Annotated in this window: 24 protein-coding genes; 12 read left to right on the top strand and 12 right to left on the bottom strand. The window is 46.6% G+C overall.

Annotated elements, in window-relative coordinates; translation table 11 throughout:
• Window positions 1-158: 158 nt before the first annotated feature.
• Window positions 159-3,710, bottom strand: coding sequence for a methionine synthase (metH, locus tag E5S67_RS00180; protein WP_172184294.1), 3,552 nt, complete (start codon window positions 3,708-3,710; stop codon window positions 159-161).
• A 92-nt stretch (window positions 3,711-3,802) separates the two neighbouring features.
• On the opposite strand from metH, the gene E5S67_RS00175 reads away from it, so the two are divergent.
• On the top strand, window positions 3,803-3,997 hold the full coding sequence (locus E5S67_RS00175; RefSeq protein WP_172184291.1) for a hypothetical protein: 195 nt from the start codon (window positions 3,803-3,805) through the stop codon (window positions 3,995-3,997).
• A 109-nt stretch (window positions 3,998-4,106) separates the two neighbouring features.
• Here the strand turns inward: E5S67_RS00175 and E5S67_RS00170 are convergent, their stop codons facing one another.
• The 4 genes from E5S67_RS00170 to ispE all read right to left on the bottom strand — a co-directional run bounded on the left by E5S67_RS00170 (window position 4,107) and on the right by ispE (window position 7,356).
• Entirely contained in the window at window positions 4,107-4,865 is a 759-nt protein-coding gene (locus E5S67_RS00170) for a hypothetical protein (RefSeq protein ID WP_216670098.1), read from the bottom strand.
• Window positions 4,866-5,146: 281 nt separating this feature from the next.
• Window positions 5,147-5,773, bottom strand: a complete 627-nt coding sequence (locus E5S67_RS00165; RefSeq protein WP_172184286.1) for a DUF488 domain-containing protein — start codon at window positions 5,771-5,773, stop codon at window positions 5,147-5,149.
• A 66-nt stretch (window positions 5,774-5,839) separates the two neighbouring features.
• Window positions 5,840-6,196, bottom strand: coding sequence for a DUF3082 domain-containing protein (locus E5S67_RS00160; protein WP_172184283.1), 357 nt, complete (start codon window positions 6,194-6,196; stop codon window positions 5,840-5,842).
• 182 nt (window positions 6,197-6,378) lie between these two features.
• On the bottom strand, window positions 6,379-7,356 hold the full coding sequence (gene ispE, locus E5S67_RS00155; RefSeq protein ID WP_172184280.1) for a 4-(cytidine 5'-diphospho)-2-C-methyl-D-erythritol kinase: 978 nt from the start codon (window positions 7,354-7,356) through the stop codon (window positions 6,379-6,381).
• A 90-nt stretch (window positions 7,357-7,446) separates the two neighbouring features.
• Here ispE and E5S67_RS00150 point away from each other — a divergent pair, with 90 nt between their 5' ends.
• Window positions 7,447-9,000, top strand: a complete 1,554-nt coding sequence (locus E5S67_RS00150) for a sensor histidine kinase (protein WP_172184277.1) — start codon at window positions 7,447-7,449, stop codon at window positions 8,998-9,000.
• 107 nt (window positions 9,001-9,107) lie between these two features.
• Here the strand turns inward: E5S67_RS00150 and rsmA are convergent, their stop codons facing one another.
• Window positions 9,108-9,929, bottom strand: a complete 822-nt coding sequence (gene rsmA / locus E5S67_RS00145; protein ID WP_172184274.1) for a 16S rRNA (adenine(1518)-N(6)/adenine(1519)-N(6))-dimethyltransferase RsmA — start codon at window positions 9,927-9,929, stop codon at window positions 9,108-9,110.
• Window positions 9,930-10,206: 277 nt separating this feature from the next.
• On the opposite strand from rsmA, the gene galK reads away from it, so the two are divergent.
• Window positions 10,207-11,286 (top strand): galactokinase, encoded by a 1,080-nt coding sequence (gene galK / locus E5S67_RS00140; RefSeq protein WP_172184271.1) that lies wholly within the window; start codon window positions 10,207-10,209, stop codon window positions 11,284-11,286.
• On the opposite strand, the gene E5S67_RS00135 is transcribed toward galK, so the two are convergent.
• The 3 genes from E5S67_RS00135 to E5S67_RS00125 all read right to left on the bottom strand — a co-directional run bounded on the left by E5S67_RS00135 (window position 11,276) and on the right by E5S67_RS00125 (window position 13,837).
• On the bottom strand, window positions 11,276-11,650 hold the full coding sequence (locus tag E5S67_RS00135) for a signal peptidase I (protein WP_172184268.1): 375 nt from the start codon (window positions 11,648-11,650) through the stop codon (window positions 11,276-11,278). The two genes, galK and E5S67_RS00135, sit on opposite strands and share 11 nt — an antisense overlap.
• A 312-nt stretch (window positions 11,651-11,962) precedes the next feature.
• Window positions 11,963-12,655 carry an SRPBCC family protein gene (locus tag E5S67_RS00130; protein WP_172184266.1) on the bottom strand — a complete coding sequence of 231 codons (693 nt, stop codon included), beginning with the start codon at window positions 12,653-12,655 and terminating at the stop codon, window positions 11,963-11,965.
• An 18-nt stretch (window positions 12,656-12,673) separates the two neighbouring features.
• A complete protein-coding gene (locus E5S67_RS00125; RefSeq protein WP_172184263.1) occupies window positions 12,674-13,837 on the bottom strand; it encodes a baeRF3 domain-containing protein in 1,164 nt (387 codons plus the stop codon).
• Between the two features lie 252 nt (window positions 13,838-14,089).
• Here E5S67_RS00125 and E5S67_RS00120 point away from each other — a divergent pair, with 252 nt between their 5' ends.
• The 5 genes from E5S67_RS00120 (at window position 14,090) to E5S67_RS00095 (ending at window position 17,705) form a co-directional block, all read left to right on the top strand.
• The gene (locus E5S67_RS00120) at window positions 14,090-14,767 is read left to right on the top strand and encodes a DUF2834 domain-containing protein (RefSeq protein ID WP_172184260.1); all 678 of its coding nucleotides are present in this window, start codon (window positions 14,090-14,092) and stop codon (window positions 14,765-14,767) included.
• A 183-nt stretch (window positions 14,768-14,950) separates the two neighbouring features.
• Complete coding sequence (locus E5S67_RS00115; RefSeq protein ID WP_172184257.1) at window positions 14,951-15,550, top strand: class I SAM-dependent methyltransferase; 600 nt, start codon at window positions 14,951-14,953, stop codon at window positions 15,548-15,550.
• Between the two features lie 21 nt (window positions 15,551-15,571).
• A complete protein-coding gene (locus E5S67_RS00110) occupies window positions 15,572-15,709 on the top strand; it encodes a hypothetical protein (RefSeq protein ID WP_172184254.1) in 138 nt (45 codons plus the stop codon).
• A 249-nt stretch (window positions 15,710-15,958) separates the two neighbouring features.
• Window positions 15,959-16,600 (top strand): isochorismate family cysteine hydrolase YcaC, encoded by a 642-nt coding sequence (gene ycaC / locus E5S67_RS00105; protein ID WP_172184251.1) that lies wholly within the window; start codon window positions 15,959-15,961, stop codon window positions 16,598-16,600.
• A 523-nt stretch (window positions 16,601-17,123) separates the two neighbouring features.
• Complete coding sequence (locus tag E5S67_RS00095) at window positions 17,124-17,705, top strand: putative antibiotic biosynthesis monooxygenase (RefSeq protein ID WP_172184499.1); 582 nt, start codon at window positions 17,124-17,126, stop codon at window positions 17,703-17,705.
• 32 nt (window positions 17,706-17,737) lie between these two features.
• Here E5S67_RS00095 and E5S67_RS33890 read toward each other — a convergent pair whose 3' ends face one another.
• The 3 genes from E5S67_RS33890 to E5S67_RS00085 form a co-directional block, all read right to left on the bottom strand.
• Window positions 17,738-17,860, bottom strand: coding sequence for a hypothetical protein (locus E5S67_RS33890; protein WP_281363504.1), 123 nt, complete (start codon window positions 17,858-17,860; stop codon window positions 17,738-17,740).
• Window positions 17,861-18,293: 433 nt separating this feature from the next.
• Complete coding sequence (locus tag E5S67_RS00090; protein WP_172184248.1) at window positions 18,294-18,572, bottom strand: photosystem I reaction center subunit PsaK; 279 nt, start codon at window positions 18,570-18,572, stop codon at window positions 18,294-18,296.
• Between the two features lie 298 nt (window positions 18,573-18,870).
• The gene (locus tag E5S67_RS00085; protein ID WP_006634547.1) at window positions 18,871-19,083 is read right to left on the bottom strand and encodes a chlorophyll a/b-binding protein; all 213 of its coding nucleotides are present in this window, start codon (window positions 19,081-19,083) and stop codon (window positions 18,871-18,873) included.
• Window positions 19,084-19,463: 380 nt separating this feature from the next.
• On the opposite strand from E5S67_RS00085, the gene hflX reads away from it, so the two are divergent.
• The 4 genes from hflX to gshB all read left to right on the top strand — a co-directional run bounded on the left by hflX (window position 19,464) and on the right by gshB (window position 23,802).
• Window positions 19,464-21,257, top strand: coding sequence for a GTPase HflX (hflX, locus tag E5S67_RS00080; RefSeq protein ID WP_172184497.1), 1,794 nt, complete (start codon window positions 19,464-19,466; stop codon window positions 21,255-21,257).
• 482 nt (window positions 21,258-21,739) lie between these two features.
• On the top strand, window positions 21,740-22,288 hold the full coding sequence (locus E5S67_RS32965; RefSeq protein WP_246276562.1) for a hypothetical protein: 549 nt from the start codon (window positions 21,740-21,742) through the stop codon (window positions 22,286-22,288).
• Window positions 22,289-22,481: 193 nt separating this feature from the next.
• Window positions 22,482-22,745, top strand: coding sequence for a glutaredoxin 3 (gene grxC / locus E5S67_RS00070; RefSeq protein ID WP_172184245.1), 264 nt, complete (start codon window positions 22,482-22,484; stop codon window positions 22,743-22,745).
• A 67-nt stretch (window positions 22,746-22,812) separates the two neighbouring features.
• A complete protein-coding gene (gshB, locus tag E5S67_RS00065) occupies window positions 22,813-23,802 on the top strand; it encodes a glutathione synthase (RefSeq protein ID WP_172184243.1) in 990 nt (329 codons plus the stop codon).
• Window positions 23,803-23,825: the final 23 nt, after the last annotated feature.

The following is a 23,825-nucleotide window of genomic DNA, read 5'->3' as shown; positions in this document are numbered from 1 at the left end:
CACTTTTTTTAAGGTGCTTTTTTGTGGGTTTCTCGTTCCCAGATTCTACCAAAAAACGCATTTCTGGAGGCTTTGCCTCCAGGTTTTTAAGTGGAGGCAGAGCCTGGTAACGAGTATAATGTTTCACCGAGGAATGTGCGGGCGACGCACCGTAGAAATTAAGCGGTGAAGTATTTGGCTGCTGGGTGATAGGTAATAATTGCGGTTGTTGATTGTTCGGGATAAAGTTGTTCGCTTTCATCCATGTAGAGGTTGATGCGATCGCACTTTAACAATTCCAGTTGCTTGTACTGATCCGCCATGTTCGGACAAGCGGGATAGCCAAAACTGTACCGCGAACCGCGATATCTTTGCGCTAGCATATCGCGAATGTTCTCCGGTTCTTCGCTACCAAATCCCAATTCCCGCCGAATTCGCGCGTGAGTCCATTCTGCTATTGCTTCCGCCGTCTGCACCGCTAATCCGTGAAAGTAGAGATAATCGGTATATTGATGGTTAGCAAATAGCTTTTGCGCGTACTCTGTAGCAATTTCTCCCACTGTCGCTACTTGCATCGGAAATACATCGATTTTACCCGATTCTTTGGGGGCGAAGAAGTCCGCAATGCACAGCCTGCGCGCCGATTTTTGCCGGGGAAATGTGAATGTTGCAGCGGGTGTCGATACATCTTGCCCGCCAGCCATTATTTCTGGGTCGTACAAATACAAAGAATTGCCTTCAGCTTGACAGGGAAAATACCCGTAAATTGCTTGCGGATGCAGTAACTTTTCTGCGATAATTTTGTGCTTCCACTCTTCCAATATCGGATAAACTTTCTCAGCTAAGAAAGCATCGTATTCTTCCCGCGATTGGTCTTTTGGCTTGCGGAACTGCCACTGACCGGCAACTAAGGCTTGCAAATCTAAGTGCCAGAAAATTTCCTCAAAGGGGATGTCTTCTGGCTGCAACAGTTTCGTTCCCCAGAAAGGAGGATTCGGGCGATCGATATCTGCTGCAACTGCTTCTGACCGCCTGGTATCTATCACCACAGGAGTGTCTGATTTCATCGCATCTTCTCCAGAAGTTTCTGGCGCAGCTTTAGCTTCTTTAACTACCCCATTATCATGCCCTATTTCATCTAAAAATCCTTGCAAGTCTTCCCAATTACCAGCAGATTTTGCTGGCATGAGTTTGTCCATAAAGTGCAAGTCAGAAAACGCATCTTTGCCGTAAACAACTTTACCTTTGTAGGTGTTTTGGCAGTCTTCATGCACAAACTTGGGAGTCAAAGCCGCGCCGCCCAAAATTACGGGTACGGTGATTCCTTTCTGGTTGAATACTTCCAAATTTTCTTTCATGAATGCGGTGGATTTTACCAGCAATCCACTCATCGCTATACAGTCGGCTTTGTGCTTTTCGTAGGCTTCGATGATATTGTCAACAGGCTGTTTAATTCCCAAGTTAATCACTCGGTAGCCGTTGTTTGATAGGATAATATCAACTAAGTTTTTGCCGATATCGTGAACGTCGCCTTTGACCGTAGCGATGATGAATGTTCCTTTGGCATTGTCCCCGGATTCAGACTTTTCCATGTGCGGTTCTAAATAGGCAACAGCCGCTTTCATGGTTTCTGCTGACTGCAATACAAATGGCAATTGCATTTGTCCCGAACCGAACAATTCTCCGACTACTTTCATGCCGTCTAATAGGAAAGTATTGATAATGTGGAGGGGCGGATAGGTTTCTAATGCTTTGGCGAGTTGGATGTCGAGCCCAATGCGTTCGCCGTCGATGATGTGCTGCTTCAAGCGTTCTTCTACCGGGAGGTTTGCGTCTTCTGTCCGATCGCGCTTGGTAGTTTTGCCCGCAAACACCGTTGTCAGGTCGCCCAAGGGGTCGTAAACGCAAATATCGCCGTCAAACTCCCGTTCGTCGTAAATGAGTTTACGGCAGATTTCTTGGTGTTGGGGGTCGATTTTGGCGATCGGCAAAATCTTATTCGGGCTGACAATTGCCGAGTCCATCCCGGCTTGCATTGCTTCGTGCAAAAACATCGAATTCAAAACTTGCCGCGCCGCCGGATTCAAGCCGAAGGAAATGTTAGAAACTCCTAAGATGACGTGACAACCTGGCAATTCTTGGCGAATGCGGCGGATCGATTCGATGGTAGCTTTGCCGTTTTTTCTGTCTTCTTCAATCCCGGTGGAAATGGGCAAAGCTAGGGTGTCAAAAAAGATTTCCTCGGCGGGAATTCCGTAGGCGACGGCGGCGTTATATGCGCGCTGGGCGATCGCAAATTTTTGGTCGGCAGTTCTCGCCATCCCGTCTTCGTCAATTGTCCCGATAACTATGCCCGCGCCGTATTTTTTCGCCAACTCCAAAACTTGATAAAAACGCGGTTCTCCGTCTTCGTAGTTAGTGGAATTTAGCAAACATTTGCCGCCCGCAACTTTTAAGCCGGCTTCCATCTTTTCCCATTCGGTGGAATCCAGCATTAAAGGGAGAGTTGCATTAGTCACAACGCGGGAAACTAATTCTTTCATGTCGCGCACGCCGTCGCGGCCGACATAATCAACGTTAACATCGAGAATGTGCGCGCCTTCTCGCACTTGTTCCCTGGCCATTGCTACTAAACCGTCCCAGTCTTCAGCATTTAGCAAATCGCGGCATTTTTTGGAACCGCTGGCGTTTAGTCTTTCGCCGACAATTAAGAAGGAATTCTCTTGTTCGTAGGGTTGGGCGGTGTAAATTGAAGCGGCGGAAGGTTCCCAAGTAAATTCGCGGATTTTGGGTTTAAGAGTTTTGCCAATTTCTGATAGTTCGCGGATGTGATCGTAGCGGGTTCCGCAGCAGCCGCCGATGACTTGCACGCCTAAGTCTTCGACAAAGCGCATCAAGGCCATTTTTAATTCTATTGGCGTGAGTTTGTAGTGCGCGTGACCGCCGATGTTTTCGGGTAAACCGGCGTTGGGAACGCAGGAAACGACGAAGGGCGAATGTTCGGAAAGGTATTTGACGTGTTCGGCCATGCGATCGGGCCCGGTGGCGCAGTTCAGGCCTAAGATATCTATGGGATAAGGCTGCAAAATTGCGAGGGCGGCGCTGATATCGGAACCGACTAACATTGTGCCGGTGGCTTCCATTGTGACTGATACCATTAACGGAATTCGCGCACCTTTTTTCTTAAATACTTCTTCAATGGCATTTAATGCTGATTTAATTTGCAGCACATCTTGACAAGTTTCGACAATAAATAAGTCAACGCCGCCGTCATAAAGTCCTTCTGCTTGTTCGGCAAAAGCGGCGGTGAGAGTGTCGAAATCGATGTGTCCTAATGTTGGCAATTTGGTGCCTGGTCCGATCGATCCTGCGACAAATCGAGGCTTTTCTGGCGTGGAAAATTCGGCGGCGATACCCTTGGCGAGTTCGGCGGCAGTTTTGTTGAGATAATATGCTTTGTCTGCCAAATCGTATTCGGCGAGTACGATGGAAGCGCCGCCAAAGGTGTCTGTTTCGATGACATCGGCCCCTGCTTCGAGGAATCCCCGGTGCACGTTGGCGACGGCTTCCGGTTTGGTGTGGACGAGATATTCGTTGCAGCCTTCGTATTCTTTGCCGCCAAAGTCTTCTGCTGTGAGGTTTTGGACTTGCAGGTTGGTTCCCATTGCGCCGTCGAAGACGATGACGGGGCGCGAGGGGTGGTGGAGTCGATCGAGGAATCTGCTATTCATAAGCGGTCAAAAAAAACGCAGGTGCTATATATTTACAATTTTATCTATTGTGCAATATTGTCAACAATTATGTGACTGTTGGCAAACGACTAATGACTGAAGGATTTAATGCTGCTGACAATAGTTTGCTCGTACCTGTAATTTTACCGATCGCCCTGGATAATTGTCAAAATTCTGTTGCGGGCGAGGCTGCGGGGGAAAAACTGGCGAGTTGCGAGGGATTTTTTCGGTTAACTGCTGACCTATTTTGCGCAAATGCGATCGCCACAAATAAACGAGTTATATAGCAATCCTAAATGACTCGTAAAATTTTACCCCACCCCAACCCTCCCCGAACCCGCTGGAAGCCCGTAATAAATTCAAAAATGATGCGAGGATTGCTATATAACTAAAGCATTAAGATTTCTTTCTCATTTTTCTGTTGGAAGGTCTTTTAGGCAGTCGCTTAATTTCACTTTCGCCTCCTTGAACTTCTACTTGTTTGAGATTTTCTTCTACTTCTTCTATAATTTCTAAATCAACACTTTCAACCCCGGTTCCGCTGATTTCTTCCTCTTCTTCAATCTCCTCCGAATTCTGTTGATTTGCGATTAACTGCACGGCTAACCCAGAAGCTTGAACCGACAATTCTTCGATTTTTTCATGAATTTCAGCTTTTTCAATCCGATGCTCAATTTCCGCGGATAAATCTTCCTCGGTAGCAGGAAAGTTATCAATTTCTTGACTCATTTCAGTTTCTCTGATTTCCTTTTCTACTAGCTGCATTGATAACTGCTGCTTTTCCCTTGACAATTCCTCAACCTTAGTCGCAAGCATTCTAAGCTGTTCGTTAAGAATGCGAATTTCTCGGTTTTGCTGCTGAATCATTTCTTCCGCATCAGCAAGAGTTCGATTTCTCTCTAATATCACCTCATTTTTAGTTTCTAATTCCAAAGCGCTCATAGCCGCTTTAATTACATTATAAAAATGCGGCTTAGATACATCAACTTGTTTAGCATTATGGCGACTTTTTCCCAAAAGCCCAATCTTTTGTCCTTGCTTAACAGCCAAAACAAAACCTTGATGATTTTTGATTTTTAATTCTTTGACAAAATCTACTTGAACTAAACTGCAAATATATTTGTGACAGTCAAAATAAAATTCTGCTTTCATCAAAAAGCACCCCTTCCTGCTACAGTCCCGCAGAATTATACCACGAACTACTTTAAAAATCGAACAAAATTTATAAAAATAGGTTGGGCATGGAGGGCTGTACCTTAGTTTATAAATGTATGCGATGTCAAGAGTTGTTCAGGACTTATGCGAAAAATCGTTTGACGCGCTACTTCTAGCAGTAATGGGCGCATTGCGTCCCTACAAAATTAGGTTTTGCGGGCATAAATTTAAATATTTTGGCTTAGCAAAATTCGCCAACGGCGACATATTTGATAAATCAATTAATAGTTTGTTCTTCTGACATAAGCGATTTCCAATCCGTGACGATAATAAGCTGTTTCTAAATCAATTCTTTTAGTTTTAACATGAGGTTCTAATTCAAAAAAGCTTAGCTGAATAGGCTCAGCTTTTTTTGGCTCTTTGTTAAACTTGCTCAAAAGTCTTTCTTCTAAATGCTGGTGCGATTCTAAAGTTCCATCTGACATAATGTGCTTAATTTCTAAATTAAACTCTCTGACTTTGTGGCAGACTAAAATAGTCCGGTGACAAGTAATCGGGTCTTTTTCCGCACACATTAAACTGATTTTATAATTGGTTGCGCCTTTGAGCAAGCGCTGAATTCCTGCGGAAAATAGAGGAGTTGCTGCTATGCGATCGTATAACGCTTTACCGCTAGAATCGTAACAGCTTAAATCCTCCGGCCTCGCGCCCAACTCTTTGCCTAAAAAAACATATTGAATGCCGACACTTGAGAGATAAGCTTTAATTTCCGATTTATTAAAATGAGGTAAATAACGGCTGAACGGATGCGATCGCACGTCCGCAACCGCCGTGATTCCGTGTTGTTGCAGCAGCAAAACAAACGCTTCAATACTCAGATTGGAGTGTCCGATTGTAAATAATTCCATTGCTTCAATCTTACTATTCACTCTTTGCCTTGCGGACGAGAGTTTGTGTAGCCCGATTGTTTCAACCTATAGACTTCCACCTGTGGGTTTTTTTCCCAAATTTTGAATCAAAATTTGCCCTGCCAGCAGCATCAAACCCACAGCCGCCATAGCAAAAACACCAGTCCCCAAAGCAGCCATTCCTACCACCAAAGTTCGCACGGCTACCGAAATTTTAATCGCAGTAATATTGTCCGAATGAACTGGCTTACTTGCAAAACTTTGAGCGATAGACATAGTTAGCGCGTACAAAGGTACCGCAATGCTGCCAGCCATCAGCGAACCAGTCAGGCACCGCAATACCGTCGGCGACTTCGGCGGCAAAGCATCCTCAGTAGAACTTGGAGGTTGAGAACTAGAATTAGGATTAGTTAAATCAGCCATTGCGATTTTAGATTTTAGATTTTAGATTTTAGATTTCTGGTTAATTCACCAAAATTAAAATCCGTGTTTCATGGCATTTTATCAGTTATTCGATCTCAATAGACTCTGCGCAAAGTTAGATTCATCTTGACAATCGCCTGTTAGACGCATTTAACTCAGATTGCGATCGCACCCTCTTCGAGTTACGCCCTCGAAATCGGCGGTTTCCTCTCGTTTCCCTCCGAAAAAATCTGAATTCCAGTATTGCTAAACTTTGCTACCCAAAAATCCAAATCTGGAGAAGCGATCGCACTTTTAACCCGTTCCAAAACCTGCTGAGCCTGCTCTGGAGACTCCGCCAGCGCAAACACCGTCGGCCCGGAACCCGACATCATCGTGCCCACAACCCCCGCCGACTCAAAAGCCTCCCGCAACTGCAACACCTGCGGGTACACGGGCAAAGCAACTTTTTCTAAATCGTTGTGCAGCAATTGACCAATTTTCGATCGATCTTTTTGGGCAATCGCCCCCACCATCGGGCCCGAATGCAGCCGTTCCCGGCGGCACTCCAAATCTGCCGCTGCACAATAGGAACTACTGAACTGCTGGCGATAAGTTTGATACGACCATGCAGTAGAAATACTGAGATTGCGGTACTTCGCCAACACCACAGAAAAGCCCGCCAAATCAGGCAGAGGCGACAGTTTATCCCCGCGACCGGTTGCCAAAGCCGTACCTCCAGCAATGCAAAAAGGCACATCCGAACCCAAAGTTCCCCCCAACTCTTGCAACTCCGAATGAGTAAGTCCCAATTGCCACAGCAAATCCATCCCGACTAAAACCGCGGCCGCATTTGCAGAACCGCCGGCGAGCCCCGCGGCCACCGGAATCTGCTTGTGAATGGCAATCTCGACTCCGCCGTATTTTGCCAAAGCATCGGGGAATTGCTTCGCCAACAAATCCGCCGCCCGGTAGGCCAGGTTATTCTTATCAGGAGGGACTTGTGGGTGATCGCAGCGCACGCGAATCGTGTCCGTACCGATCGCGCGCAAGTCAATTCGATCGGCTAAATCTATGCTTTGAAGTACCATCGCCAATTCGTGATATCCGTCGGGGCGATCGCCTATGATTTCCAGATATAGATTGATTTTTGCTGAAGCTAACAGAGAATATGAACGCATAGGTGATTAAGCCGCAGGTGAAAGAAACCCCTGGTTGAAATTAATTGACACCAGTCCGAGTCCATTTTCTCACAACTCAAAGGAAATATTATGCAGGAAATGTGGAAAACTTTTTTTAGTTCCGGGCCATTTATTCCTCACGGTCACTGCTACCTCTGGCAGACCCCGTTAGTCTGGCTTCACCTTACCTCAGATTCGATCATTGCACTGGCGTATTTTTCCATTCCGATTACATTGGTTTATTTTATTTCCAAACGCGAAGATTTACCCTTTGATTGGATCTTTGCGATGTTTGGAGGCTTTATCGTCGCCTGCGGGATCACTCACATATTTGAAGTTTGGACGCTTTGGTATCCTACTTATTGGGTTTCAGGAACAATGAAAGCAATTACTGCCATGATTTCATTTGCTACAGCCATACTTTTGGTAGACTTAATGCCTCAAGCCCTAGCACTTCCCAGTCCCGCCCAGTTAGAATCCGCCAACCGACTCCTAGAAGCGGAAATTGTGGAGCGCCAATTAGCAGAATTTGCACTACAAAAAGCTAAAGAAGAATTAGAAATTCGAGTTGAGGAACGCACCGCAGAATTAAAATGTCAAACTCAACATTTAGAATTCGCCAACCGACTCCTAGGATCTGAAATTGTGGAGCGCCAATTAGCAGAAGCTGCACTACAAAAAACTAAAGAAGAATTAGAAATTCGAGTTGAGGAACGCACCGCAGAGTTAAAATGTCAAACTCAACAGCTCGAACAAGCATTGTCTGAATTGAAGCAGGCTCAATCCAACCTGATTCAAAGCGAAAAAATGTCATCTTTAGGGCAATTGGTCGCTGGGGTTGCTCATGAAATCAACAATCCGATTAACTTTATTTACGGCAATATTACTCACACCCGCCAGTATGCCAATAGTTTGCTAGAACTGGTCAATCTCTATCAAGAGCAGTATCCAAATCTCCTACCTATAGTTCAAGAAAAAATTGCGTCTGTAGATTTAGATTTTATCATTTCTGACCTGCCAAAAATATTAACTTCAATGAAAAACGGTGCAGAGCGCATTCTCGGTATTGTCAAGTCGCTGCGAGTTTTTTCTCGCCATGATGAAGCAGAAATGAAATTAGCCGACATTCACAAAGGAATTGACAGCACACTGATGATTTTGCAAAGCAGATTGAATGCTAATCCCGGTTTTTTGAGCATTCAAGTTATCAAAGAATATGGCAATTTACCGCAAATAGAGTGCTATCCCGGACAGCTAAATCAAGTATTTATGAATATCCTGGCTAATGCTATTGATGCTTTAGAAGAGGAAAGCCACAGCGCGTCGATTGCAGCCAATGGAGCTAATCCCCGCCTGATCAAAATTTCTACTCAAATTTTAGATAGTGAAGTGGTAGAAATCCGAATTAGCAACAACGGGTCTGAAATAAAAGAATCCGTGAGGAACCAGTTATTTAATCCATTTTTTACCACTAAACCAGTAGGTAAAGGCACGGGATTGGGTTTATCGATCGGCTATCAAATTATCACAGTAAGACATCAAGGCGAATTGCAGTGTATTTCTGCACCGGGGAAAGGTGCGGAATTTATTATTAAAATTCCGATTAGCCTACAAAAAATCTTTAAAAAACCACAAAAAACCTAAATTAAACTGTTTGTAGTCAGACCGAAAATTCCTTATTCATAAAAAAACAGAATACCCTGAATCCCGCGCCACTTTAAGAATTTGGGTATCTAACAGAACCGTTAACTTCAAACCTCGCCCATCATATTATTACTCAAATTTACCCATTGCGCCACGCTTAAATCTTCAGCGCGAGATTGAGGATTTATCTGTAACTCTTCTAACAAGTGAACGAGTTTATCTAAATCCACAGCCCCTTTCAAATTATTTCGCAGCATCTTGCGCTTGCTACCAAATCCCAACTTAACTAAATTCTCCAAATAGCGCGGATTAACCGCCGCAGTTTCTATCTGTCTGGGAAGCAGCCGCACCACGGCAGAATCGACTTTTGGCGGCGGATAAAAGTCTTTAGACGGCACATCGCAAATTAACTCGCATTCTGCTAAATATTGCACCCGCACCGACAAAGCGCCAAAAGCTGTCGAACCCGGTTTAGCGTAAAGCCTTTGGGCGACTTCTTTCTGCACTAACAGCACGATCGAATCGAAGGGTTTAGCAGCAGGAACAGATATCGTTCCCAGCAGTTTTTGCAGAATTGGGCCGGTAATATTATAAGGAATATTGGCAACAACTTTATTGGGATTTTGGAATTTGGGAAAAGCTGTTAGTTCAGCCTCTAAGTCCATTTCCAGGATGTCGCCTTGCAACAGTAAAAAATTGTCGGTTTTGCCGAGTTGTTTGGCTAGCTTGAGACACAAATCTCGATCGATCTCCACAGCAACAACAGACTCAGCCGCCGGCAGCAAGCGCCGAGTCAAAATCCCCGTCCCCGGCCCAATTTCCAGGACGCGATCGCCATCCAAAGAAGCTGCTTTCACAATCTTATCTAAGGCTTTCTCGCTTTTGAGCCAATGTTGAGCAAACTGTTTCCGGGGTCTGGTCGATCGCATTTTTTGAATTGTTGGAGAAATCTTAGCCTGTCATTCTATCACAGCTCAATATCTTTTCCCAACCTACGGTGATGTTTATTTTTGTTAACAGGGGTTGAATTAACCAAAAAACTTGGGCACTATAATAAGGACAAACGATAAAAAATAAATTTATTTCTTCCCAATTACCAACAGCAGGACACGGAAGTCACGGATACACGGATAGCAGTTTTTCCAAACAACCAATAACCAATAACCAATAATAAATAATCAAGAACCAATTACCACTTCCCCAACAATGAAATTCCAACGAGTATTTGGTACATTACCCAAAACCACAGCCAGCGCCCCCGGCAGAGTAAACCTGCTGGGCGAACACACAGATTACAACGATGGATTTGTACTTCCAACCGCGATTCCCCAGCGCACAACAGTACAAATCGGCTTGAGCAGTGACGATCGACACCATGTTTATTCAGCAGAATATGACGAACTCATAAATTTTTCAGACGACGATACCATACCGCAAAAATTCGTCAGTTATATCTGTGGCTGCCTGAGACTTGTAGAAAAAGAAGGATACAAAATACCGCCAATCAATCTCTACATTACCTCGACTGTGCCGATCGGAGCCGGTTTGTCCAGCAGCGCGGCTTTAGAAATAGCAACCCTCAGAGGACTGCGCGCGCTGCTGAACCTCCCCCTAGACGACGTGCGGCTAGCTCAAATCGGACAGCAAGTCGAAATCCGGTATGCCGGCTTGAACTGCGGGATCATGGATCAAATGGCATCGAGTTTAGCAGACACCAACACCATGCTATTGATCGACACCCGCAGCCTTGAATGCCGCCCGATACCTTTTCCCACAAGCACAGAAATTTTAATAATTGACAGTGGCGAAAGCCACCAACTAGCAGAAGGAAGCGGCTACAACCAGCGGCGCGCCGAGTGCGAGGAATCCGCGCGGATATTGGGAGTTAAAGCTCTCAGGGATATCGCCGATCCGCAAGCAGTGGAAGTATTGCCAGAACCCCTCAGGAGGCGATCGCGCCACGTCGTTACCGAAAACAACCGCGTGCTCGAAGCTGTAAAATCTTTACCAGCAGAGCGTTTTGGCGAGTTAATGAATGCTTCCCACGCCAGCCAGCGCGACGACTACGAAGTTTCGGTGCCGGCAGTAGACACGCTGGCGGCCATCTTGCAGTCAATCCCCGGAGTCTTCGGCGCAAGGCTGACGGGCGGAGGTTTTGGCGGTGCTTGCGTAGCGCTGGTGGAGAGCGGCAAAGCGGGGGTTATCGCATCCGAGGCGATCGATCGCTACCAGCGCGCGGGTTATAGCGGCCGCGTTTTGGTTCCCGAAATTAAAGTTAATTCTTAACTCCAGAACTATCTCCCGGTAGGGAAGGCCACCGCACAGTCACGATCGTCGAATCCTCCTCGGCAGACCAATAATGAGGTACTCCCGGCAGCCAGAGAGCATAATCTCCTTCGCGACAAAGCAAGATTTCTTGTTCGGGAAATTGCAGGCGAAACCGTCCTTTTACCAGGATAGAAAGCGTCGTGGCTGCCGCATTTACCGCCCACTGAGTCCTACAATCTCCGGCGGGGTGAGTGCCCCATTTTACCTCTAAAACAGAAGTCGATCGCGGGTCATCGCCCGGCGTCATAAAGTGACCCGCAAACCAACCGCCCCGACTTGCACCTTCAGCGCCCGCATTTCCGAAAACCACTTGAGATGACATCAGCTAATCCGGTAAACAACAAAGATGCTTAAATCGGACATCTTGCACCATTTTCCATAAGCTTTTTATGGGCGGGCAGGATGCCCACCCCACAAGAAATTGACTTTTTGTGGAACAGGCATCTTGCCTGTTCTGGGAATGATCCAAGATGTGAGTTAGATCTGACATCTTGCACCATTTTCAATAAGCTTTTGAGGGGCGGGCAAGATGCCCACCCCACAATAATAAATTAATTCTTTGTGGAACAGGCATCTTGCCTGTTCTGAGAATGGTGCAAGATGTTAGTTAGATCGGAGGACACCATCTAACTTATTACTTGCGGCCCGAAGGTTGACCTTCCGTAGTCGCTATTTCCCCAGCTTCCATCAACTGCTTAAAGCGACGTAAATCATTTGCAATTTGCTGTTCGGGAGCTTCGCCAAATAGTTTAGCAGCGCCAGCACCAATTGCACCGCCCGGAGGGTTGTATTCTATGACAACTTTTACCTCAGTACCGCGTCCCGCTGGTGCCGGTTGAAAGCGCACAAAACCAGAATTGTCAACATCAGCTCCTTCCACAGACGCCCAAGCAATTAAGCGATTTTCTTCTTCGCGGACAATCTCTGCATCCCATTCCACACTATTGCCCATCGGCGCGCTGGCAATCCAGTGAGAACGCTTTTCATCGATGACCGTAACGTGTTTGAGATGCTTCATAAACCGAGGTAAATTTTCAAAATTGCGCCATAAACGGTACAATTCATCCGCCGGTTTGTCGATCGTCACCGTCTTTTCAACTTTAATGCTTTGATTGGGATCTGCCGCCGACTGCAAACCCTCCACAACCCCCAGACCGCGCGCCGCTAAACTGCCGCCCGCAACCGCCAGCAAAGCGCCTCGCAAAGAACGCTGCGACAAACCAAAAAGCACCAGCGCCCCGCCACCAATTAAAGATGCCCAGCGTTCGGTATCGCCGCTGCTACTTTGGTTTTGTTTGTCAGAATTTGTCATTGAAGTAGATTCCATTGGTTTAAACCTCGTAAATTAATAGCGAAAAATAGCAGCTAAAGGCGCCTCGTCCGGCACTTTTTCCGGCGGCACCGCGTAAACAGTTCCGCCGTTGAGGATAGTTTGAATTGCTGCGGCATTCAACAAATCTTCGTCGCCCAATTCTGCCTCGGGGTGGATTTGCACCGCGTTCGTATCGGGATTAAAAGTACCCCACTGCTGAACGCCAAGAGCAACAAACAGTCGATCGACCCGTCCAAAATAAGCAGCCGAAACAGCTTCTTTCAAATCAGCAGAAATTTTATCGCTTCCTGTCAGATCGCGGTATTGTGCGATCGCCTCTGACTGAGCCTGCACAAACAAAGGTTCCACCAGCGGCAAAGCTTCGGCCCGCAACTCTTCCGGCTTGAGAAGTTTCTGATTGCCTGTAATTCCTTCTTCAACTAAATGCCGGTAGGTATTGGCTTCTCGGTAAAGCGGGAGCAAATACTCAACTCCAGCTAACACTAAAGGAGCTTTTTTATTGCGCAAATAATTGTGCAGCGCCGCATCGATTATGTGGAAATACTGCAATATTTCGTGCTGGCGCTCATCTTGATCTGGACTTCCTTGACCGTGAAAACTTCCCGGCTGCTGAAAAGAATTATTAGTGCCTCCTTTTGTAGTAGCAATCCGAAACTGACCATCTTTAGCTGTCGGGTCATATTGCAGAGCCTCCTCAAGGCTTTTCGGCAAGTTTTCAACTTCAACTTCCCTAGCACTGTAAGCCGTACACTCAATCAGCCTCACTTCCTTCTGACTGAGAGCTAAAACATAAAATAAATTATCTCCTGTCAGCATAGGCATCAGCGGTTTGACGTGAAAATTGTCGCTCACAACCACTAATTCCTCAAAATTCACCGGACAGGTATAGTAGCGGAAAAATCCCGAACCGACAAAAATCGCCAGCAGGTTGCTTTGATTTTCCCAAAAGTTTTCCTGGTCAATTTCTGCTCGGACTGGATCTAGGAATTCCGCAGCTTCTTTTTTGTCAAATCCGTACTCTACTATTTTGTCTTCAGCCTCTCTGATTAAATTTTTGAACCGAATCGGGTTTTGTTGAATTTCTGTTCCTTGAGCGACTGGCATATAAATTGAAACGCACAATCCAGGAGATTGTTGTACCAGCGCTTTGAGTTCCTCTACAGATATTAAGTTCACCGCTGAAACTCCTCTTCTAAGGGGTTTTGTAATAAAAACAACCGATTCTTTAAAATGTATCTCTCCTGACGTGGCTCCTGCGTCTGCCTAAAGTAATGATCGCCTGCTGTAGAGCCTTTCATCCCCGAACTAAAACGGGGTTTGCAGCCGCTGTTTCAATCGAACTGCTTATCACCTAAGATAGACGGCGCTAACTCGGCCGCTACTTTACCATAATTTAGTTTAGTCGGGTTCCACTACTCGTTATATCTGATGAAAACAAAAATGTTTCTGTGGTTGCTGTGGGCAACATTTATTGCCTACACCTTGCTGCTAGCTCCTCTCGATCGGCCCGGAACGTTAACAGTTATGGAAAAAATGCTCAAGTTGCAGCTAGAAGGAATTAACCCCTACCTTGTCACCATATTCGCTCTCATGGGAGTGTGGCCGATGGTCTACGCTTGCCTCCTATTTATTGATGAGAGAACCCAAAATATATCCGCTTGGCCTGCTTTCCTCGCTTCCAACGGCGCCGGCATCATCGGCTTAATTCCCTACTTACTCCTCCGCCAGCCCCAGCCACAATTTTCCTGCCGCAAAGATATGTTGCTCAAAATATCAGACTCCCGCTGGACAGGTATTGTACTTTTACTAACTACTATCTGGCTGTTAGCTTGGGCTTGGTTAAATGGAGATTGGGGAGATTATGTCAGGCAGTGGCAGTCAATTCCTTTTGTGCATTTAATAACTTGGGATTGTTGTCTGATGGCTGTAATATTTCCCTCACTTCTGGGAGACGACATGGCACGCCGCGGACTTGCGGACGATCGCATTTTTTGGGCAGTCTCTCTAGTTCCGCTGTTAGGGCCGCTAGTTTATCTTTGTCTGCGCCCCCCTCTGCCAGAATCTGCAACCGAAATCCCCACTTTCCCACTGACAGCCGGAAATTGAAACATTGAAAAATTTGGTAGTGTTCAAGATTTAATGATATAGGAGTAAAGTTTATTTCCTTCTCGTCTGCTCATGCCTGCCTCTCCAACGAAAGCGTTAAGGGCATTGGTGTAGTCTGTGCGTAGCGTGGAGAAAGATTTTAATTGTCCTGAAAATCTCGATCGACACTTATGAGGTGACTTTATGGAGCCAAATGATACATCGGCCCGCTACGACCTAATTGCCCAATGGTGGCAAACTCAGCATCAAGATTCAACCTACGGGATTGCCCAATTAGAACGGGCGATAAAATTTACTTCTAACCAGCACGCAGCACTTGATGTCGGGTGTGGAAGCAGCGGACGTTTTATTAACAGTTTATCCAAGCATGGATTTCAGCCTGAAGGACTTGATATTTCTAGCGAAATGATCGATTTAGCCCGGCGGCTACATCCAGAAATCACGTTTTACCGCGAAGACATTTGTGATTGGCTGCCGCCGAAACTTTACAGCCTGATTGCAGCGTGGGATAGCACGTTTCATCTGCCAATCAACAAGCAAGCGCCTGTGATACAAAAGCTATGCGATGCGCTTGAACCCAATGGAGTGATCCTGTTCACTTGTGGCGGCGGACATACAAGCAGCGAGGTTTCGGGAGCATTTCAAGGTCAAGACTTTGATTACAGCACTTTGGGTGTAGATACTTTCCTGCAAATTCTGATTGAGCATCATTGCACCTGCCGCCATCTCGAATATGACCAGTATCCTGAAAATCATGTTTATATAATTGCCCAAAAGACCTAATTTATCATTCGCACCATTAAAGTGTGGAATGTCGCAACTGGTGGATTTATTAGGACGTTGATGGGCGATCGCTTGTATGAAGGCATGAATATTCGAGGCCGGGCGGGATTGACGAAGGCTCAAAAATCGACATTGAAAGCGTTAGGGGCGTTGGTGTAACGTGTGTCGAGATTAGGGCGATCGCGTTAACTCAGCCCTTAACTTGCGGATCTTGAGTGGTGAAATTTGGTAAGATTTTGCAAACTGAGTTCATGTCGCAACAGGTTACGCCATAAGCCATTTAGAGGAAATAGACGTTTCGCTTTTAATAAGGAAGCACATTTAATTGGTAAAACTCAAGGCTTTCTGATTCTTGACTCCATTCTGCAATTCCTCATTCACCCATAACTCAAATAGGAAAAATACCTGATGTCTACATTCAAATACAACCGTCTAGACAAGAATAATGCTGCGGTTTTGCTGGTCGATCATCAAACTGGACTGTTCTCACTTGTGCGTGATATTGGTGCCGCAGACTTCAAAAATAATGTGCTGGCGCTGGCAAGTGCAGCCAAATTTTTCAACCTGCCTACAATTTTGACAACTAGCTTTGAGCAAGGCCCCAATGGAGTCATCATCCCTGAACTGAAGGAGAAGTTTCCAGATGCTCCCTTTATTCCGCGTCCCGGACAAATCAACGCTTGGGACAACGAGGACTTTGTTAAAGCAGTAGAAGCAACAGGCAAGAAGCAATTGATTATTGCCGGAATTGTCACTGATGTATGTGTTACTTTTTGTGCGCTTTCGGCATTAGAGGCAGGTTATGAGGTTTTTGTTGTCACCGATGCCTCTGGAACCTTCGATGAAGCCTGTCGCTATGCAGCTTGGGATCGAATGTCTCGTGCTGGAGTTCAGTTGCTCAATTGGTTTAGCGTTGTGTGTGAATTGCACCGTGACTGGCGCAACGATATTGAAGGACTGGGTAGTCTGTTAGCAGGGTTTATTCCTGACTACAAAAACCTGATGACCAGCTATGCAGCAACGGCAAATACTGGATCTCCCAATAAGTAGTGAGAAAGCGCCTACTTTATTTAGCTCGTGTTTAACTGAGTTAATATTGTCATCGCTAGGTTATCAATTTTATGTAAAACGTAGCGGTGGCAACTACTTCGTTGTAAGTCACGTAGAGGGTGTTTTTAATAGGTCTTGTCAATGATTGCAAGTCTTTGTCTGGGCCGAACTATTTCACCATTTCAGCCTAATTAAAAGATACGCCTTACTGTGCCTACGAGCTCCAAGAACCCTATCTGCGGCTCATTTTTGGGTTTATGGGCATCACTGATATTGAAGTCACCCATGCTGATAATCTCATGGGTGGAGAAGAGGCTCGAACGCAGGCGAGCACCGATGCCCAAACTGCCTTACAAGCTGCTGGATCTCGCTAGTCATTTCCTCTCATGCCAAAACTGCGCGATCGCATTCGTTAATCTCCCTTCTGTTTCAAGACGTGCTGCCGAAAATTGCCGAGCAATTTGGTGTCTCTAGGGTCGTTTTTCTTAATAAAACTTTTCTCTCAGTTAATTCTCTAAATTTTATGTTGGAAGAACCGTTGGCGAGCAATACCAGTGAAGAAAACTATCTAGTCACTGCTGTGATCTCTCATGTCGTGAAACCGGGGCGCGAGCAAGGTTACGAAGCATGGTTTCATGGCATCGCCGCAGATGCACGCAAATTCAAGGGACATCTGGGTGTGAGCACTATTCGACCCCAGCATCACGCTCATCCTGAGTACGTGGTCATTCTCAAGTTCGATTGCTACAACAATCTCAAGGCCTGGCTGGAATCTGATGTTCGGCGAGAGTGGATTGAGCGATTGCAGCCTTTGATTGAAAACCCAGAAGATATTCAAACTCTGACCGGATTGGAAACCTGGTTTACGCTGCCCAATAAATCGATGAAGGCTCCACCCCCTCGCTACAAAATGGCGTTAGTTACATGGTTGGGAGTGTTTTTTACCATTTCTATTCTCAATCGTTTGTTGGTACCGCTACTATCAGGGCTTCCTGCCTTGCTCATATCTCTGATGATCTCTGGTCTGACTGTTATCCTGCTCACCTATTTGGTCATGCCGCGCTTAACACAATTATTTCGCAAATGGCTATATCCCATTCCCTAAAGTAAGCTTACTCCGACCTAAAGCGCGGAGCTTTAGCCTCTGATTTGAGCGATCGGAAAGAGAGACAATTGTCCCTCTAGTTGACAACTCATCCCCGGACTTTCGGGATGGCTTACAGACACCCCCAAAGCAGCAATATTAAGAGCCACATTCATGTCAGCATCATATTCAAACCCGCAATGCCCACAAGGCTAATCCACTCCGACTCCTGTGGGATTGCATGATGAATCTTCATCCTCAAGCCGCATTCAGTTGAAGGGTGAATGGCGTCGTTGCTAAGGGCATCACAGTTTTTAACTACTTTTACGGAGGTCTTAGAAGCTTTAACAACAGCTATATCTTATAGATTTGTGGGTGCGCTATAAGCCAGCAGTGAGGTATTTGCTGTCGAGCAAGCTAATTTGGGCTTGGAATTTATTTAAGCCCCGTTAGTTGTAAGTGCATGGTACAAAAACCGATTTCTGCGTCAGTCTATAGAGCAAATTAAAATTAGGGGTGAGTGCTTTTCACTTACCCCTGCCATTTTTTGTCAGCCGTTTAACCAACCAATTGCAGCAAGAAATCGCCAAAACAGCCGCGCAATTGCTACTATATAGCCTTGTCGATACTCAGCGCCAAAATCGCGAATACTCCCAGCAAATGACCGGCGCTCATGCAAGCCAAAAATGCGGGTACGCTAACATTGTTAAACAGAGAGGGAAAGGGCAAAGGCATTTTCGGCCCGACGTGGGGATACCAAATTCTGCGGCTGAGAACTAGCAATGCTAAGATATTGCAGACAAACATCACCAGAGGCTTTTGCCAAGTTCCTGATGCTGTGTCAGTCAGAGCGGATTCTACTACTGCCAGTAAATTTGAGTTAATCATCGTTGATGCTCCTATTTTTCATAAACTATCAGAAATGCTCGATGAGATTTCTTACCAAAAATACAGCAGGGGCGATCGCCTTTACGCAATAAATATCTGTTGGTGTTAATATTCACCGCGCCAGCGACAGCGCCCCCACCCGTAATCATCGAATCACATCAAGAAGTCTTTGAATGCCATTCAAAAGTAACGAAAGATACAAAGGGACAAAACCATACTCGCTGCCATTTGTAACTTTTAGCCTGTCTGGCAATGGCGGCATTTACTCACGCTGCCATACAGGAAATACAGCTACTCATTAGTGAGCAATGTAGGTAGGCAGAAAGTGAAGTATGTCGCGGAGAACGCTATATCCAGCGGCGTCCCAAAGCAAATAAGCTAAGAAACCGATCATCGCTAAGCGACCGTTCCAAAGTTCTGCTTGCGGGTTGAAGCCAAACAGAAAGGCATTCCGATCTTTGCCGTTGTAAGCATTAGCCGTAGGAGGCAAGTTAGTAGGACGAGTTTCCATGTTTTTACATTCCTTAACAATGTTTCGCTTCTCATGGTAACGACCTAATTTCTGCTTTGCTATCTGCCTCTAGGCTCAAAATAAACACAAGTCTAAAGGAGGATTTTGAAACAAAAAATAAAGTGTTAACTTTTGTTACGCGAGTTTTTTTAGCGAGCTCCTGTATCTGTAGATACTGAATACAACCGCAAGTTTGAGGGCAGCAGTGAAATGCCCGATCGCCCCCTAGCGACAAACAACGGCGCTGGTGACTCGACAAGAGTGAATCCGCGCTGTGCTAGAGGCAATAAAATTTAGTAAATTTCAACTTAAAACCCGAACACGATCGCCCCTGAGTTAATTAAAATAGGAGATAAACAGATCGATCGGGAGAAACAGTTATCGAAACCATCTACGGCAATCTTCAAGGTTTAAAGTCCAGCCAGCTCAAGCAACTCGAAAAGCTGTACCATCAGCGACTACCAGGCGATCGCATCACCACGGCAGAATTCGCCCAGCGCGTCGCGGCCATCAGCACGGAAATAGACAAACCAATCTGCACCTACATCAACCGCCGCGGACAAGTAATTCGCGTCGGCGTCGGTACACCCCGCCAAACGCAGATTGCGCCCTTAGAATTGCCCCGCTACGGGGGAGGTCGCCTCAGCGGCATTCGCTGCATCGCCACCCACCTGAAGCCAGAAACCCCAACCGAAGCAGCCCTCACCGCAATGGCAATTCAGCGCCTGGACGCTCTAGTTTGGCTGACACTGACCGGCGGAGGATTTCAGCGCCGCGGCGGCGGTGCAACTGGTTACATCCAAGAAACTTATCTCGCTCACTTGATACCCCAGGGAGACCAGCCAAATTTTGAGTTCTCTGTTTTGAGCGCTCAGTTAGAACCAGATGCAACTGATGAAATAGAAGAGCCTTCAATTCAAAAGTCACCAATCCAAACTCAAAACTTTCCCTGGAAAATATCAGAACCGCTAAATTTGGACGAACTCGCCGACCAAGACTTTCTGGATTTGGTGGAAGGACTCGAAGCAGAGTTTGAAGCAGAGTTTGTCGCTAAGCAGGTCGATGCAGACCAAGACAAAGTGCTGTTGGTAGGTGTAATGACTCAGCACATGACTCAGTTGGATTTTGAGGACGGACTCGCAGAAATCACGCGGCTGGTTGAAAGCGCCGGGGGTCAGGTACTGCAAACAGTGCGCCAAAAACGATCGCGCCCCCATCCGCAGACAGTCGTCGGCGAAGGCAAAGTTCAGGAAATTTCCCTCACCGCTCAGACGATTAGCGCTAACCTCGTGGTATTCGATCGCGACCTGGCCCCCGCACAAATACGGAACTTGGAAACTCAGATAGGTATTCGCGTAGTCGATCGAACAGAGGTAATTCTCGACATCTTTGCCCAAAGAGCTCGATCGAGCGAGGGTAAATTGCAAGTCGAACTCGCTCAGCTAGAGTACGCTCTGCCCCGGCTCACAGGTCGCGGTCAGGCAATGTCGAGACAGGGCGGCGGCATCGGTACTAGAGGCCCCGGAGAAACCAAACTAGAAACCGAACGGCGGACGATCGCCAAACGCATTTCTCGATTGCAGCAAGAAGTAAATCAACTGCTGGCCCACCGCTTCCGGCTGCGGCAGAACCGGCACCACCACGAAGTACCCTCAGTGGCGATCGTCGGCTACACCAACGCCGGTAAATCGACTCTGCTCAACCTGCTCACCAATTCCGAGGTTTATGCTGCCGACCAGTTATTTGCCACCCTCGACCCCACCACGCGACGGTTGACCCTTCCTGGCACTGTTACTCGGGAACCGCTGTCGATCGTCCTCACAGATACAGTAGGCTTTATTCGGGAACTGCCCCCCGCCTTGATCGACGCTTTTCGAGCTACCCTCGAAGAAGTCACTGACGCCGATGCTTTGCTGCACCTTGTCGATCTCTCCCATCCGGCGTGGCAGAGCCAAATTCGATCGGTCATGAATATTTTGACAGATATGCCCGTAACTCCCGGGCCAGCCCTTGTAGTTTTTAACAAAATCGATGCTGTAGATGGAGATACTCTCGCCCTCGCCCGAGAAGAGTTTCCTCAAGCCGTATTTATTTCTGCCGCCAAAGGTCTCGGGATGGAAAGTCTCCGCGATCGACTAGCTCAGCTCATTCAATACGCCCTCTACCCTCGGTAAATACTTAAATATTCCTTTTTACTGGTTGACAGTCAGGAATACACGTACATATACTGAGGACAGATATCGTCGAACCATGAGATTATAGAAGAGTAGCCAGATTGTGCATTGCAAAGTACAATACAGCAGCTCTCGTTTGCGCTCGGTTAAATAATTAATTTCAGGAGGCGGCGGTCAAGGTAAAAACACTCTTTGTTAATGGCTGTAACGGCTGTTGGTTGAGAGGTTGCAAAAAGATGTTGCTTCACTCTGTGCAAACCACTTCCTAGTGCAAACCACGGTACGCGAGGTCAAGGTGAAAGAGAATAATATTCTTAAAGTGTTTGGGCGGTCACCTCAAGCGCTATACTATCTTTTACAGGCGCTCGCGAAAGAAAACATCCATTTTATTGTAAGAACTGTAAAATCCTTGCCCGTCGTGCAGCGCTAATCTCTAGGACTATTTCTATTTTCAGATTTTACCACTGTTTAACTAAATAGTTATGTTTACGCCACTGGCAAAACTAGGAATTGGACTCTCTGCCACAATGGCCACAGCGTTTTACTATCTAGCTGCTGCCCCTCCGGCTTCAGCAGTCGATGTGTGCGGCCCCGGAAACTTTTCAAGTGAGTGCGCCAAAGCCGAGGCAAGCAGCGAGCAATCAGCAACAACCTCATCATCAGCAGCATCCCTGCGAGACCCGGTGCAGCAAGAGCAGGTAGTTGAATCACCATCACCAGCAGTCATACCGGACCCGGTACAGCAAGAGCAGGTAGTTGAACCACCACCAGCAGTCATACCAGACCCGGTACAGCAAGAGCAGGTAGTTGAACCACCACCAGCAGACCCGGTACAGGAAGTACCCGAAACCGAACCACCACTAACGGCGCCCGCCGCGGGGGACTTGGGAAACATATACACCACCTCCACGTCCAAGCCGCCAAGAGCTACTATCCCTGAACCCGGTATGGTGGTAGGACTCATGGTGACAGGCGCAGGAATCATCTGTTCCGGCAGAAGACGAAACAAGCAGGTTGGTCAGCAACGGTAGGCAGGCTCGACCTGCTGCTTGTTTTCAAACTCTCTCCGTTTTTTCAAGCGTGGGTGTTTTTTTTATTTTTAGGCTAAAATTAAAAAATTGTATAAATAATAACATTACAGGTTGCTTGCTACAACTATTTAAAAATTAAAATAAGATTGGTTAAGATTACAATTAAAAAATATAGTTATTATTTGCTCGTCCGATGACCCCTAAAATAGAAATTTACACTTGGAGAACTTGCCCGTTTTGCATTCGTGCAAAAGCACTGCTGAAGCGAAAAGGGGTGGATTTTACAGAGTACGCGATCGACGGAGATGAAGCAGCACGGGCTCAAATGACCGATCGAGCCAACGGAGGCCGCACCCTGCCACAAATATTCATTAACGACCAACACATAGGTGGCTGCGACGAAATGCACAAACTTGATGCTCTAGGCCAGCTAGACCCGCTGCTAGCAGCAAAATAAGGCATTCCCTGTCGAATTTTCAGTCAGCCCAAATTTTCCTGCGACCAATTCTTAATTTTAATTGACAATGAAATTTGCATTCATCATCGATCCCCTCGCGCGACTAATTCCAGGACACGATACCAGCGTAGCGCTGATGGAGGCAGCTCAAGAGTTAGGTCACGAAGTCTGGGCGACTCAAGCCAACGAACTAAGCGTCATCGGCGGCAAAACCTGGGCAATGCTCAGTCGGGTAGCACTCACCCCTGTAAAAGTCGTAGATGGACGCTGGGAGGCTGCTGAGGCTTGGTACGAGGTGGAACAGCCTACTTTGCTGCAGCCTCTCGAAGCAATGGACGCAGTATTTATGCGGACAGACCCTCCAGTCAACATTCCTTACCTCTACGCTACTTACCTTCTAGATGGCATCGATCCGGCTAAAACTTTGGTAGTTAACAGTCCCAAAGGATTGCGGGCGGCGAATGAAAAAATGTATGCTTTGCAATTTGAGGGAGCGATCCCCGAGACAATTGTTTCTCAAAACAAGCAGGTAATTCGGCAATTTGTTGAGAAAAAAGGAGCGGCCGTTCTTAAACCCTTGGGCGGCAAAGCTGGCGAGGGGATTTTGTTTTTGGAAGCGGGCGATCGCAATCTCAACTCCCTGGTCGAAATTAGCACTCAACAAGGGCAAATTCCAGTGATGGTTCAGACTTATCTGCCGGAAGCAAAAGAGGGAGACAAGCGGATTATACTGTTGGATGGCAAGCCCATCGGTGCTATCAACCGTATTCCCACTGGCAATGAATTTCGCGGCAATATGGCCGTCGGCGGCAGAGTCGCAAAAACAGAAATTACCGATCGCGAACTGGAAATTTGCACTCAGTTAGAACCAGTGCTGCAACGGGACGGACTGTACTTTGTCGGCATTGATATCATTGGCGGTTATCTCACGGAAGTTAATGTCACCAGCCCTACAGGGATCAGAGAAATTGACTTGTTTGACGGCGTTAGTTTGGGCAAACAAGTAATTGAATGGGTGGAGAAGGAAGAAGGAAGAAGGAAGAAGGAAGAAGGATGAGGGAAGAAGGAAAGCACGACACA

The organism is Microcoleus asticus IPMA8 (assembly GCF_013179805.1).
In the GTDB taxonomy this organism is placed as follows: domain Bacteria; phylum Cyanobacteriota; class Cyanobacteriia; order Cyanobacteriales; family Microcoleaceae; genus Microcoleus; species Microcoleus asticus.
This window is presented reverse-complemented; position numbering and strand designations above follow the sequence as displayed.